Below are 14,397 nucleotides of genomic sequence, written 5' to 3' on the forward strand. Positions count from 1 at the left end.
GCTAGCACCGGCAACCTAGGTCCAACTAGATCCCAATAGCTATGGCGTCATTCCGCATGATGCGAACTCCGAGGCTCAAATGGTCTCGCCCAAAGTCGGGGGTTCGAGTCAGTGGAGCGCTACTGCCTTTCCCCACACCGACCAAACCTACGATATCTGATCCAATCTTACGCTTAGGCAGTTCGTGAGCCTTGGGCGAGCGGAGCTTTACGCTCGTACGTGGGATGCTGAAAGACCTCGTGCTACAGGTCGAGCGAAACCGACTTCTGTCGCGGAAAATCGAAAGCGAGCGCAATATTCGGTGCCGCGATCGCAGGGTTGGGTGGGCCATGTCCAGCACGGCGCTGCGAGATCACGGCGTTCATCGGAAAGTCAAACGAACGAGATCGGCGCCCTAGTCAAGACGAACTCGATCGACTGATCGGATACACCGAATCTAACGCCCAACAGTATCTACCACTCGGTAGAATTGTTCGCTTTGCTGTGGCGACCGCGATGCGCCAAGCTGAGATCTGCCGCATCGAGTGGTCTGATGTCGACATGTCGAAGCGAACCGTCACTATTCGCGACCGCAAAGATCCTCGACGCAAAGACGGGAACGACCAAGTGGTTCCTCTCCTCAATTCGACCGGGTACGATGCCTGGCAGATTATGCTAGAGCAGCGGATTCTCACGCGCGGCCTCGGACGCGTTTTTCCTTACCACTCGAAGTCCGTAGGAGCTGCCTTCCGCAGGTCATGCAGCGCCATCAATTTTGGAATGTCTTTGTCCCGGACACTTTGGCCGAAGTTAACCTTGAGGCGAAGGCCGCGCGAAGTTTCGTACAGGTCGACTACACAGATAGCTTGCGTGAACAGCCGCGTCCTCCTCAGACGGTCAAGGCAGTACTCTTGTCAGATGCGTGCGCCGCTTCATTTTTGCAACCTATCCTTGCATAGAACCCGCCATGCTCGACGTGAAGCTTCTGGTTGCGGCTCAAGAATGAACTAGTTCATACTATCGGGATAGAAAACACCGCTACGGTACGAACTGATCGAGAGATAAAGCATCTGCATCGGGCGACTGTCCGGGTCGGAATTTGCTCTGGGTTCTTCGTCCGCCTCGCGCATCCCTCACGCGAGCACAGGATGCTCTGGCGGCAAATCCGTCGAGCCTGATTTTGATCAACGCGTGTCGGAGTTGTGGTGAGGTTCACATGTGCACAGGACTGGGCACGCCCATGTGCGATATCTGCGGCAAATTCTGCGCTCGCGGCGAACTGCCACCAGGCCTCGTGTTAGCCACAGTGTTCGACCACGGTTTTCGGCATACGCACGCACCCGCGCTATTGAACAGTAAAACGCGACTAAATCTGTCGCTAAGTCCCGGCCTCGGGCTCCAACCCGATTTGTTGCCCACGATGGGCGGCGGGCGTACCATTCCACGCCGGTTGTCAGCCTAGTGTCGAGAGTTTAAGGACCGGCCGGAATACGAACTGCCCAACAGAAGATTTTACTCGGCCGGCCAGAGCTCGGTCGAACTGTTCATAATCTCGCGACCAGGTAGGCTCTTCATGACGGGGGGCATCAGTGAGAGGATAGTGGAGCGCAAGGTCGCCATTCTCGGGCGGCTTGGCGTCTACCCGATGGTTCGCCTCTCGCTCCCGGCGCGCCGGCTTCTCGCCTTTCTCGCGCTTCAAGGCCGGCCGGTCTCGCGCACCGCAGCCGCCAGCAATCTCTGGCTGGATCTCGCCGAAGACGCGGGCCGAGCCAACCTCCGCCGCGCGCTGTGGCACGTTCCGCGCGGCTGGATCGAGACCATGGGCGACGAGCTGGTGCTGTCGGCGGACGTCGATTTCTCGCGCGCGCAGGCCATCGCGGCCCGTGCCCTCAAGGGCGAAGCGCTTACCTTCGAGGACATCGTATTGCTATCGAACGACGTTCTGCCCGGCTGGCATGAGGAGTGGCTGATCGCCGGGCAGGAGGCGTTTCGCCTGCTGCGGGTGGAGGCGCTCGAGGCGGCCTGCCGGATGATGACGACGTGTGGCGATCTCGCGCTGGCAGCACAGGCGGGGGTCGCCGCGCTCGCCGCCGAGCCGCTGCGCGAATCGGCGGCCGAAGCGCTGATCGATGCATATCTCGCCCAGCGCAATCGCTACCAGGCGGTCCAGTGCTACCGTTCGCTGGCAAAGCGCCTTGCCTGCGAGCTGGGCGTGGCCCCGGATGAGGCGTTGGCGAAGCGCGTGGCCGGCATTTGTCCCGCCTCACGCACCGCGCACTAGCTTCCCCTTCCCTTTTTGTCTCTTCCTTTTCCGGAGTCTGCAGGACGGCCGTCGTCTGCCCGTGGGCGATCCTGCGACGCTGCGTGGACGCCTCGGAAAGCGCCGCGGCCACGGCAGCAATACGCACTGAGCGCGCGAACAAGACGGCAAGGCGACGGCGGCACACACAGCGGCGGACGGCGGTCATGCTCAACTGCACCGCAGATGTTCAGGAGGCCGGAGTCGCGCGATGCTGAATCAACAAGAGTCATCCCATCTCTTCGCCGGGCAGGAAAACCCGTTCGCTGAAGCCTTCGCCGAAACCGAAAACGGCGCGGCGATCGGCTTCGCTCCGTGGAGCGAGAATCTCACGCCATTCGCAGCGACGCTCGATGGCGGCGCAAGCCAGTCCGAGACCGACCGCCTGGTGGCCGAAGTCTATGCCGAGCTTCGCGACGAAGCGTTCGACGAAGCGCTTGCGTTTCTGGCCGAGGAGACCGAGCAGGCACTCGACGAGCGGTTCGTCGGCGAGACGCCGGCGTCCGCACAGGAGCGCGAACGCTATGCCGAAGCGCACCTCGCCCCGGTGCGCTTCGAGGCGCAACAGTATTTGCAGGCGCTGGAAGCAGGGATGGCCGACCTGGACGTCGGCTCCCTTTCAGAGCAACAGCTCGATGAGGTGCTGGAGAGATTCGACCCATCGATCGGAGAGCTGACGCCGGCCGGCGAGGAGTTCATCGGCAAGCTCATCAAGAAAGCCAAGGGCGTCGTCAAGACCGTCGCCAATGTGGCAAAGAGCGTCGGCAAGGTCGCGGGGTCGCTGCTCGGGCCGGTTCTGAACAAGCTGCGCGGCCTGATCAATCCCCTGCTCCGGCGCGTCCTGTCCTTCGCCATCGGCCGGCTGCCGGCACCTCTGCAGCCGCACGCACGCGCGCTCGCCGCCCGATTCGCGTCCGAGGCTGCGGAGGAGAGCATCGACGAAGCTCAGGTGTCACCGGCGAACCTGACCGACATGGAGTCGCTCGCCGAATCCTTCGACGCGGCCATAGCGGAGGCACTGGCGGGCGATGCGGCAGCCGAGTTCGAAGGCGAGGCGTTCGGTGCGACGGACGAGAGCGAGATCGAGACGCGGGAACTTGAGGTGCTCGCCGAAGCCCGCGGCGCACTGATCGAACGGCTGCGCGACGCCGACGAGGACGAAGATCTCGCGCCGGCGATCGAGCAATTCGTTCCCGCCCTGCTCGGCGCGCTGCGACTCGGAATCAACCTCGTCGGTCGACCGAAGGTGGTGGGCTTCCTCGCCAATTATCTCGGCCAGCTGATCGGCAAATGGGTAGGACCGCAGCTCAAAGGGCCTCTGTCGAACGCCATCGTAGATACCGGTCTGAGGCTCATCTCGCTCGAGGCCGAGGACCGGGCGCAGCTCGAGCGCAGCGACGAGGTGGCGCCGGTCGCGCTCGCCAGCGTCGTCGAGGATACGGTCCGCCAGTTCGCCGAGAACGAGGACTACGTGTTCGAGGACGAAGAGCTGACCCAGCTCGCGACCGCAGAAGCGTTCAGCCAAGCCGTTGCAACGCATTTCCCGCCTCGCTTCGTTCGTGCGTCGCTGCAGCAGGCCCCGTCGCTCGGCGGAACCTTCGTGAGCCGCCGCCCGCGTAGCCTCCGGCCCTATCGCAAGTACAACCGCACGCCCGATATCCAGGTGACGTCGCAGATTGCGGACACGCTGCCCACCTTCGGCGGATCGACGGTCGGCGCGGCGATGCGGGCGGCGGGCGCGCAGTTTCCGATCCGCGCGCGCATGCACATCTATCAGTCTGCGCCCGGCACCACGCTCCAGCGCATGGTCCGCACCGACCGGTCGGGCGCAGGCGCAGGCCGCGGCTACATCAACACCGCCAACGTCCATCCGCTGACGCCGGCGGCGGCCGGCGTTCTACTGCGTGAACCGAAGCTCGGCGTCGCGGTGCCCGCCGCATATCTTCGCTCGCGACAGCGGATCGCCGCGGGCCAGCGCTTCTACATTCTGGAGCCGGTCGGCGCCGGCGCGCCGCCAACTTTGCCCGCGGGCCCGGCGGGACAGGCCGTGGCCAGGCGTCTGCGCGCAAGCCGTGCCTGGGCGTCGGTGAATATGCGCCAGGCGCGCATCAGCGTCGGCATCTACTTGTCGGAGGCGGAGACGCAGAAGATCGTCGCGGCGATCCGCAAGGGCCAGGGAAGCCTCCCGCTGCTGCAGGCGCTCACCAGGACCTACCAGGACATGGAGCGACTCTCCGCCGGCGGCCAGGCTCCTCTCCGGATGTTGCGCGAGGACGGTGAGGACGGCGAGACTTTCGAGGACTTCGCTGCCCACAGGGGCAAGCTGCTGCCGCCCGGCCTGACCGCACAGCTGCGCCAGCGCCTGCGCGCGTGGGTGATGCCGGCGTTGACGAAATGGGCGCGAGCCAATGCGGAAGCGTTCGTGCGCGCAGCCGGACATCCCGATCCCGGTGTAACGGTTCGCATCCACCTCACCGCGGTGCCCGGGCTCGACGCGATCCGCAGGATGCTGCGCGGCGGTGCGTCCGCGCCGTCCGGCGCCGCGCTGCGCGGCACACCGAGCATCGCCATCTCCGTCACACCTGGGCGAGGCGGCAAGTGACGCTTGACATCGACCAGCATCTCGTCACCTCGGACCTCCAGCGGCAGGTCGCCCACTGGCTGGCGGCCGCTCGCACGTTTCGCGATGCCGAGGAGTTTGCTTCGATCGAGGCCTGGAAGTCGGTCGAACGCGACACCGGTGCGCCGCTGCGCCAGCAGATCAACGCGGTCGTCGAGGAACTCATCGAGCTCGGTGAGGCGACGCAGCGGGTCGTTGCCGAGGCGCGGAAGAATCCGGCCCGCATTCCAGCCGCCTCGACCGGTGTCCAGCGTTTCCGTCGCCGCTACGTCCAGGTCGACACCACGCTGGATTTCCTCGGAGATGCCGTGAACTCGCGAACGAGTGCGCCTCTGCGCGAGGCGCTCACGACGCTCGACCGGCTTGCGGTCACGAGCATGCAGGGCGTGCTCGAGCGGGCGAGGAAGCCGGTGCCAAGAGTGCTGGTGTACCAGGACAAGGGAACCGGCGCCTCGATCCTGCGCGCGGGCGTCCGCCTCTGGGCGCCCGGGGCCATCATGCCGGTCGCCGCCATCAAGATCGTGCGCCACAATCTCTATCGCCCAACCTCGCTCTTTCACGAGACTGGCCATCAGGTCGCTCATCTCACCGGCTGGACGCCCTCCGTGCGAGCGGCCATAGCGCGCGCGCTGAAGGACGATGAAAAGCTTCAGGCGATGTGGACACCCTGGGCCTCCGAGATCGGTGCCGACGTCTTTGCCTTTCTTCACACCGGCTATGCCTCGACGGCGGCGCTCTACGACGTCGTCGGCAATGCCGACACCATCCTGCAATGGCCGGTGGGCGACCCGCACCCGATCGGGTGGCTTCGCACAGTCCTCGGTTGCGCAATGTCACACCTCTGCTTCGGCGATAAGGGCCCATGGAATGCTCTGCAACGGGCCATGGAAGCGCATTATCCGATCGCCCTCGCCGAAGAGACGCTGCAGCCCCTGCTCGCCCGCTCGAAGGCCGCGATGCCAAGGATCGCAGAAGCGTGTCTCTTAGCGTCCGTACCGGGGCTCGGCGGCCGGCCGATGACCGACGTGCTCGATCCAAAACGCGTCTCGCCCCAGGCGCTTGCCGAGCTCGAACACACCGCTGGCGCAGCGCTCTGGACGTCGCCGGCGTGGCGGCAGCGCGAGGGAATACGGATCGTCGCACTCGCCGGCCTGCGCGAGGCCGAATGTCCGGAGACTGCACCGATGTGGATTGAACGCGCACGCAGCTGGTTCGTCAACCAAGCCGAAGCGGCGTGAATTGAGAAAGGAATACGACATGGCCAAGAAGCCTTCATCTTCGGCGGGATCCGAGTCCGTGCTGGAGCTTGCCAAACGCCAATCGGACGGGCGCAACGAGGAGATCGACCTCCTCAAGCAGACCATCAACGAACTGCACGAGCGCGATGCGAAGCGCGAGCAGGAGCTGTGCCACTTGAATCAGGCGCTGAGCCGCTTGTCGCAGATGAGCGCGATCGAATGCATCCTGACTAACGGATTTGAGGAGCTGTCCACCAAGCTCGCACCGCTGGCGGAGATCGGACCTCATCGCGTTCCGATCACGGATGGCGCTGTGAACGCGCGTCTTGCAAGCATGATCGAAGCCACGGCGCGGCCGAGCTGGTCCGGAGCATCGACCGTGCCGATACCAACGCGTCCCGTTCCATTCATCGGCGAGGTCGTTCCGCGCCCACGCGACAACGAAAGGTATTAGTCATGATCCAGCAGCTGATTGACCGCATGATGGCGCCGCCGTCCAACATGTCGCGCGACGCGGCGGCCGCAATAGTGCTCATGTGCGATCCGTTCGATCTGTTGCTCCACATGGAACAGGTCTGGAACGCCTTTCGCGTATGGGGACCGCCGCCGAATCCGCAGCCGGCCAGCCCGGCCCGGCTGGCCTTCCTCCGCTACGACATCGGCGCATTCGCGCCATTCATCCCGGATCCGTCGTTGGCCGGTGTCCCGCAATGGGACCACCTCGGCTACAGCTACGTTCTGGAGAACACACGCGCCATCCAGATCCTGCGCCGCGTCGTCCGGGAGTATCGCTCCGGCGAGGGATTGGGCATCCCGTCAATCGCGACCCAGCGTTGGCTCGAGATCACCGAGGTGCTGCTGTTTGGTGCGGCCAATCCGCTTGCCCCGTGGCTGTCCACCAGTGTCATCCGTCCCGATCCCGAGGCGATACGGCGCAACGCATACTGGCGGCTCTTCGGCCTCGACCTGGCATTTGGCACCGACGACAACCGGCCGCCCACCTACGACAAGGCCACGCACGCGAACGCGTCATTCATCCAGGTGTTCGAGGAACTCCTTTTTGAACTGTGGCAGGCGATCACCAACGTTCGCAACACATCCGGCGTGAACGCCTCAGACGACGATCGGATTTTCAGGATCGCCGAAGCACTGCGATTTGCACTGCGCGCCCGGCGGCAAAATCAGTTGCTCAGCCGGGAGGAGCTGGTCGCGGCGACGGCCCTCGGCTGGGCCGAATTGACGCTAAGCGCCAACACGCCGGTGGTCGAGGATCTGGTTGCCAACGCCACGAGCCCCTACGAGCGCCTGCGGATGATCGGCGAGCGCGTTGGGCTCGCACCGCACAGCAGGTCGTCGGCTCTGTTCTCGATGGCTGGCGATCTTTCCCGGTTCCTGCGCATCGTCGAGTCCGGCGTCGTGTCCGGACCTGAACTGGCGTGGGTTCTCTACCTCGAGCAGCCGCCGGTCGGTTCGCCGCCGGGCGCAGCTTCGCCGATCGGAGCTTCGAGCAGGCGGGTCATCACTGAGTGGGCATCCGCAACTGGCAAGGATCTGAAGACACGCGCAAAGCCGATCGAGATGCGGCCGCCGACCCGGCCGCCACTGCTCGTCGGCGCACGTTGAGGTCAACGCAGGAGGCAGACGATGCACGGGTCCACGCAGGATTTCCAATCGCTCGACCCGCTCGGCCTCGACGCTCCGTTCGCGGAGACGTCCGAGCCGGAGAACCACAGCGGAATTGGAGCGTTCGCCACGCTCGAGGACAACCCGTTCGTGGCCTTTTCGGGCGAAGCGGAGTGGACTGGTGCGGGTGAATCCCAGTCCCTCGATGAGGAAGAACTGGGCTCACCCCACTCCTTCGCGAACTGTACGTCGACGCAGAAGCAGCTGCTGCTTGACGTCACCGAACGGTGTCTGCGCGCAGTGCGGCATGCGGCCTCGTTCGTCGGCAGCGCGTACGGACGGCCGGATCGGATGGGCGCAGCCACGCGGCAGCTGCTGCTGCGGCATTTTCACACCACGAAGCACGACGATCTCCGTCACATCGTCACACGGCTGATGCGGATCGAAAAGGCGCTGAAGGATGGAATCAAGTTCCGCGGCGAGACCGACTGCGCCACGGACGGCAAGGGAGCCGTCTGCGGTTATGCCCTGACGACGCAGTTGTTCGGCGGTTTCGGCAAAGTCCACATCTGCTTCGACACGCGGCCGAGGCACTGCAACTTCAGCGCGCTGGCGCCCGACACGCAGGAGGTGACCCTCATCCACGAGGTCGCGCATCGCTATGTCGGCATCAAGGACCAGGCCTACGAGCCCGAACCGAAATATTCGACCCTGTCCCCGAAGCAGGCCCTGGACAACGCGGATAGCTACGCCTTCTTCGCCGTCGAGGGCATGACCCTGCTGAGCGAGAGCTTCGAGCCGGAGCTGGAAGGCTCGCTGTCGGAAGATTACGATGAAACATCGTTCACCGGGCTTGAAGCCCAGGCGTGGGATTCGCATGGCTTTTCCGCGGACAACGAAGCCGCGCGAGACGAAAGCTCGGAGCCTTGGGCGCGCGAGCTCGAGGAGGCTCGCGAGCTGGAATCCGGAGCCAGCCGCTGCGCCGAAGACGAACACGAAGGTGAGGACGAATATCTCGAGTCCGAGGCGTGGACCGCAACAGCGGAGCAGATCGCCTTTCGCAACAGTGTGCTCGCCGAGCATATCGCCCGCAGCCGCAAGGCCAGGGGTGCTCCCCTGCCCGACCTGAGCAGCACTCAGGTCGAGACGATCCCCGGCACCAGCGTCAAGACGCGGCCGGAGACCGCGCGGGCCGCAGGCCGCCTGCTCACCGCTGCAAATGCAGATCTGCAGAAGGCTCAGATTGCGGGTGATGCAGATGCGCTGCGAACGAAACGATTGACGGCAGCAAGCGGCTATCGCGGCAGCGAGCACCAGCGCTCGCTGTGGCTCAGGTATTTCAAGGGCTACTACAACCGGACACGCGCGCACCGCGAAGCTCTTGCCGAAGGTCCGCATTCGAAGGCAGCAGCCGCCTACATGCTGAAGTCGAAGGCCTACGGCGGCTTTGGCCTGGGTGGCCGGATTGCGGCGCCAGGCTACAGCAATCACCAGAACGGCATTGCCGTCGACTTCTATCAGAACAGAAAAGCGGGATTCGAGGTTGCCAACGGTAGCAGTGACGCAGCGCGAGCGGCCTGGCGCAGGAGCTGGTTCTATGGATGGCTGAAGCAGAACGCGGCGGCTTACGGCTTCGAGCAGTTGCCGACCGAGGAATGGCACTGGGAGTTTCGCCGCAAGCCGACGATCACGAGCGAGTTCGAAATCGAAGCCGTCGTTCCGTCCACGAAGCCGTATCTTGACGGCGCGTTATGGATCTACCGCTCCCGCGTCACCGGCACGAAGATCGCCGTATTCGCGTCGGCTGCGGCCGTTCGAGGCAGCGGGCCGGTCGACATGTTGCTCTACATCCACGGGCTGCTCAGTCCGTGCGGCGTGCCGCGAGCCATGCCTGCGGGCATCGTGACGGAGGCGACCTTCCGGCTCGGCAAGATCGTGACCGACAGCGGCCGGCCGATGCTGCTGATCGTGCCGCAGCTCCAGATTGGGAGCGACGCAGGCTGGAGTGCACACGGCCTCGACCGGCCTGCGCAGCTCAATGCGCTGTTTGCCGAAGTGCTGGGCGAGACGGACCGCCGCCTCGAGCGGAGCGGCACGCAAATCGGCCGGCTCGTCATTTCCGGGCACTCGCGCGCCTACGGCGTGCTCTATCCGCTCGCCAACGCGAACAAATCCACGGCGCTCGGCACCGGCGCGCTTGCGAAGCTCGTCAAGGTGTGGGTGCTTGACGCCACCTACGGAAGCCCGCCCATCGCGGCGTTCAAGGCGCTCGCCGCAGCCCGGCCCGGCTTGGGCGTGGACATCGTTTACCGCGCCAAATCTCAGACCGACAAATTCGACGGCCGCGCCAGTGCGGGCGCGGTGGCGCTGCGCCCCGTGCCAAATTCGATCACCCATTGCGCGCTGCCCGGTAAACTCCTCCCGACCTTGTTGAGCGAGCTCGGCACAGCCCCGGATGGCGAGGCCTTCGAGAATTTCGATGCGATGTCGAGCGCGGAAACACATTTCGAGAGAGGCGACGGGGAATCGTTGGCTTGGCTGGACGTGGAAGCAGGCCTTCCTGGCGACAAGCTCGACGAAGACTTCTCCGACACGCGCTGGCCTGAATCGTCCGAGGACGAAATCGAGCACGAAGGGTGCGGATGCGGGTGCGGCGCCCACTCGGCGCCCCGAAAATTCGAGGCCGAGTGGTTCGAACCGGAATCGGATGACGCAGGATGGCCTGCAGGCGTCGGCGTGCGCGCATTCGACACCGAGGCCGGTGGAGCTGCCGACCTCTTGCAGGGCGCCTCGGCTCTTGTGGTCGGACCGACGCTTCGCCGCGGCAACGGCGGCGCCGGTGTCGAAGCGCTGCAGCGCGCGCTGGCGCAACTCGGCCATTCGCCGGGCGAAATCGACGGACGATTTGGCGCTGCAACCGAAAAAGCGGTCCTCGCCTTTCAGTCCGGCGCAGGCCTCGCCGCCGACGGCGTGGTCGGCCCGCGCACCAAGGCGGGTATCGCCGCAGCGCTCGGCGGCAAGATCGCGCCGCTACCTACTCCACCTGCTCCCATCCCGCCGGCACCGACCCCGCCTGCGCCGCTTCCTGTCGACGAGGATCTCGATGCCTTCATTGCCAGATTGGCTGCGGAGTGGTCGCGGCGGACGGGCGGAAAGCCTTCGGCCGACGAACGAAGCGCGGCGCTGCGCGGCGACTACGAGGATACGCTGAAGGGCGCCCGCATGCGCTTCGGGACGAAGTACGCCGACGACGTTCTCCGCCGCGCCTGGATGATCAGCCGCGAGGAAGAGATGCGCTTCCGCACCGAGCCATCGGGCGGCTCGCTCGGCGATTTCGGGCCGCCGGCGCAGCGGGTGGAGCTGGTCAGTCACGCGTCGATTGACGGAAGCGACAAGGCGCCTGTCGCGCCGATCATGGTCCGCTTCTTTGCCGAGCTGCACCGCCGCTACGGCGCAGGCCTCGGAGCGGGCACCTATCGCGGACATGGCGGCGGGAGCTTCAACGACCGCGGCTATTCGCTCGATCTGTTCCTGAACAGGCGCGACGCTCGCGGCTTCTATCTCCGCGACGATGCCTTGAGTTTGCTGCGCGCGGTGAACGAGACCGCGAAGGCGATGCCGGCCAAATGGCGGATCATCTACAACGATTTCGCGGTCGCCGACGAGATCAACCGGGAGACCGGCAAGCGCAACGTGATCTTCGCCGGCACGACGCGCAAAGACAAGAACAAGCGCGTGACGGGGCTCAACTGGCATGGACCGCATCCCCTTATCATCCACTTCCACCTCGACCTCGCGCCGCTGCCGGGCGCGCAGAGCGAAGCCGAGGACGAGGGATGGCAGGAGACTTGGCAGGAGACTTGGCAAGAGAACTGTCAGGAGAATTTCAGCGACGGTGAGGACGTGCGCGCCGCCTGCGAGGGCGAATCTCCAGCCGACGAGACCCTCACCCTGGAAGCCCTGCTCGCGGGCGAAGCGGGAGGCGATCCGGGGCTGGTGGACCGCCTCAAAGGCGTCGCCGAATTCATGCTCGGACCGACGCTGCGCCGGGGCAGCAAAGGCGACGGCGTGAGCAGCCTGCAGCGCGCCCTTGTCGGGCTCGGCTACGATTTGGCAGTGGACGGTGATTTTGGTTCGAACACCGAAGGCGCGGTGCATGGGTTTCAGTCGCGCAGCGGGCTGGAGGCCGACGGCGTCGTCGGCGCGGCGACCAAGGCCGCGATTGGCGCCGCGCTGGGTGGCCGGTCGCTGCCGCCCGCCCCCGCTCCTACGCCTCCTGCGCCGACGCCCTTGCCCTACGTGCCGGGCAAGAAGCTCGCGCCGAAAGCGTTCGTCGCCACGTTCGGCGAGTCAGCCAGGGCTTCGCAGGCGGCGAGCCGCGTGCCCGCCCTGGTAACGCTCGGCCAGGCAGCGCTGGAATCCGGCTGGGGTGCGCATGCGCCCGGCTTCAATTTTTTCGGTATCAAGGCAAAAGCCAGCATGCCCGAAAACATGCGGCAGTTGCTGAAGACCAAGGAGGTCATGTCGCGGCCCGACGCCAAATTCCCCGAAGTGATCTCGGTGACGCCGCGGCCCGACGGCAAGTACGACTATGTCGTGCGCGACTGGTTCCGCGTCTATCCCGACGCTGCCACCGCGTTCAGCGAGCACGGCTCATTTCTGGCGCGCAACAAGCGGTACGCCAAGGCGTTCGCGGTCACCCACGACCCATACGCCTTCGCAACCGAAGTCGCTCGCGCGGGCTACGCCACCGGACCGACTTACGGGAGGGAGCTCCATGCCGTCATGCGCATGATCGAGAAGGCGGGTGGCGGGTAAGAATGTCGAACTGAAACCTGCAACCTAAATGGTCCGATCCGGATCGCCGGTCGGGTCTGGGCTACGCGTTCTCGAAGAAGTCAGGGCGGCAGCCTTATCGTGTCCGGAGGTCCACCATTCGCCAGCAAGAGCCGCAAGCCGCGACCGGCTCTTGATCATTCCAGCCGACTGCACGGAGATCGGTGATATGCCACGAGGACCTGACAAATATGATTCCATGACTGCTCTGTACGATGATCCGAACAACGTCGAAGGGATGGCATATGGAAAAAGATGGCTACGTCATGAGTGGCGCCAACTGGTGGAAGAACAGGTCACGGACAACACCGAAACACAAAAGATCATCATGGCCCTCCACGGAGGTGGCATTGAGACCGGCACAAGCGAGATCGCTCTAGCTACGGCCGGCTATCATCCGGCTACGCTGGCGACCGCAGTTGATGGTCTTGGATTGCATGACCTCTGGCTGTTTGAAGGGTTGTTGCCCTCCAGCAACGGCGACCTGCATGTGACGGCTTCCCACTACGATGAGCCAATAGCCACGAAGTTGGTTGAAAACGCTCAACGTTGTATCAGCTTGCACGGCTGTACGGACACCCAAGCGAATGGAAGAATTCAGCTCGGCGGACTGGACGACGAGTTGCGCGATATCGTTCTGGAAGAATTGGATGCTGCAGGAATCCCGGCCGAGGTTACCAGCAACCCGATGCTTGACGGCAGTCTCCCAGACAACATCGCAAACAAGACAAGAATTGGCGGCTGCGCCCAACTCGAGATGGGAACGAGCTATCGTAGAAGCTTGTTCGGGATCAACACAAGGCGGCAGCGGAAAAACACGACGAAAGCTCAATTTTGGCTACTGCTCGATGCTTTGCGTAAATCCATGAGCCGCGTATGAGCCGTTCCCTACCCGGACGGAATAGCCAGCAGGCTTGTTGGGATGAAGCGGAGTGTGCCTGCTCGACGCGTTGGCATGCCGGTGTCGTTCGTGTGATTGACGCCATCCATGACAGGCACCTCGGAGAAATCGAATGGGCTTACCCCGTCCAGGCAAGCCACGTTTACCGCATATAGATTCCGGTTAGATCGTCGTTGATGATGTGTGTATATTCCGCAGCGAGAACAGAAGAAGTGCTGCGCTGATCCGGTATGGAAGCGGTAGCTTGTTAACGCATCCTCGCCCTGCAGGACCTTGATCCCACCCATTTCCGCCATGACAACGGCGGCGCCTCGCATTCGGCAGTAAGAGCAGGTGCAGCGGCGGATCGAATTGAAGCCGTCGCTGAGCGTCACCTCGAAACGCACCGCACCGCAATGGCACTGGCCAGCCCGAACGTTCGTATCATCCACCATGTTGCCTGCTTCTCCTGTTCATCACGTCTACGCCCGGTCTTGGTGGGCGAACGAGAACGTCTTAGCGACGTCAACGGATAGGCAGTTCGCTTAGAACCGTCCAGCTATCATTAGTTGCTGACTGTGACCGATCTCAACACGAACGTATCTCTAGAATTTGAGCCGGACACCCTTTCAAGAATTCGCGCATCATGTGTGAAAGATTCACGCGGAGGCTCGAAGTCAACCTTAACGGTGCTGTGTGTGAACCAGGTGGTGTCACCCGTCTCTGTGGCGTGAGATTGAGACTGGCTCCTTCGGGCCGAAAGCCGCCCTCCGGCTGGTTGAGTTTAGACCCCAGGGCTCAACGGAAAGGCTTCCACAGTAGTGTGCGGAAGGTTCTGCAAAAGCCTGAGAGGCTGGAGCGGTCATGGTAAGTCCGGTGATTGCGAAGATCACCGCTCAGAGAGGAGCTTGGACCCGCCATG

At 64.0% G+C, this 14,397-nt stretch carries 9 protein-coding genes; 8 read left to right on the plus strand and 1 reads right to left on the minus strand.

Annotated elements, in window-relative coordinates; genetic code table 11:
- Positions 1-318 precede the first annotated feature (318 nt).
- The 8 genes from AC5ZGW_RS39615 to AC5ZGW_RS39650 all read left to right on the plus strand — a co-directional run bounded on the left by AC5ZGW_RS39615 (position 319) and on the right by AC5ZGW_RS39650 (position 13,475).
- Complete coding sequence (locus AC5ZGW_RS39615; RefSeq protein ID WP_245474947.1) at positions 319-990, plus strand: tyrosine-type recombinase/integrase; 672 nt, start codon at positions 319-321, stop codon at positions 988-990.
- A 589-nt stretch (positions 991-1,579) separates the two neighbouring features.
- Positions 1,580-2,260 carry an AfsR/SARP family transcriptional regulator gene (locus AC5ZGW_RS39620; protein ID WP_245287500.1) on the plus strand — a complete coding sequence of 227 codons (681 nt, stop codon included), beginning with the start codon at positions 1,580-1,582 and terminating at the stop codon, positions 2,258-2,260.
- 229 nt (positions 2,261-2,489) lie between these two features.
- Complete coding sequence (locus AC5ZGW_RS39625; RefSeq protein WP_496114072.1) at positions 2,490-4,880, plus strand: hypothetical protein; 2,391 nt, start codon at positions 2,490-2,492, stop codon at positions 4,878-4,880.
- Entirely contained in the window at positions 4,877-6,136 is a 1,260-nt protein-coding gene (locus AC5ZGW_RS39630; protein ID WP_130228648.1) for a hypothetical protein, read from the plus strand. Before AC5ZGW_RS39625 ends, AC5ZGW_RS39630 begins: the two co-directional genes overlap by 4 nt.
- 19 nt (positions 6,137-6,155) lie before the next feature.
- Positions 6,156-6,590, plus strand: coding sequence for a hypothetical protein (locus AC5ZGW_RS39635; RefSeq protein ID WP_130228647.1), 435 nt, complete (start codon positions 6,156-6,158; stop codon positions 6,588-6,590).
- A gap of 2 nt (positions 6,591-6,592) precedes the next feature.
- The gene (locus AC5ZGW_RS39640) at positions 6,593-7,759 is read left to right on the plus strand and encodes a hypothetical protein (protein ID WP_028167087.1); all 1,167 of its coding nucleotides are present in this window, start codon (positions 6,593-6,595) and stop codon (positions 7,757-7,759) included.
- A gap of 21 nt (positions 7,760-7,780) precedes the next feature.
- Positions 7,781-12,577 (plus strand): peptidoglycan-binding protein, encoded by a 4,797-nt coding sequence (locus AC5ZGW_RS39645; protein ID WP_496114073.1) that lies wholly within the window; start codon positions 7,781-7,783, stop codon positions 12,575-12,577.
- A 151-nt stretch (positions 12,578-12,728) separates the two neighbouring features.
- A complete protein-coding gene (locus AC5ZGW_RS39650; protein ID WP_165435652.1) occupies positions 12,729-13,475 on the plus strand; it encodes a poly-gamma-glutamate hydrolase family protein in 747 nt (248 codons plus the stop codon).
- A gap of 8 nt (positions 13,476-13,483) precedes the next feature.
- Here the strand turns inward: AC5ZGW_RS39650 and AC5ZGW_RS39655 are convergent, their stop codons facing one another.
- Positions 13,484-13,930: a GFA family protein gene (locus tag AC5ZGW_RS39655; RefSeq protein WP_130231842.1), complete on the minus strand. Its 447-nt coding sequence runs from the start codon at positions 13,928-13,930 to the stop codon at positions 13,484-13,486.
- Positions 13,931-14,397: the final 467 nt, after the last annotated feature.

Source organism: Bradyrhizobium sp. Crot121 (genome assembly GCF_059512385.1).

Excerpts from the sequence above, each read along its gene's own strand:
- AC5ZGW_RS39645 (WP_496114073.1), top strand. The coding sequence starts at position 7,781 with ATGCACGGGTCCACGCAGGATTTCCAATCGCTCGACCCGCTCGGCCTC.
- AC5ZGW_RS39640 (WP_028167087.1), top strand. The coding sequence starts at position 6,593 with ATGATCCAGCAGCTGATTGACCGCATGATGGCGCCGCCGTCCAACATG.
- AC5ZGW_RS39625 (WP_496114072.1), top strand. The coding sequence starts at position 2,490 with ATGCTGAATCAACAAGAGTCATCCCATCTCTTCGCCGGGCAGGAAAAC.
- AC5ZGW_RS39635 (WP_130228647.1), top strand. The coding sequence starts at position 6,156 with ATGGCCAAGAAGCCTTCATCTTCGGCGGGATCCGAGTCCGTGCTGGAG.
- AC5ZGW_RS39655 (WP_130231842.1), bottom strand. The coding sequence starts at position 13,930 with ATGGTGGATGATACGAACGTTCGGGCTGGCCAGTGCCATTGCGGTGCG.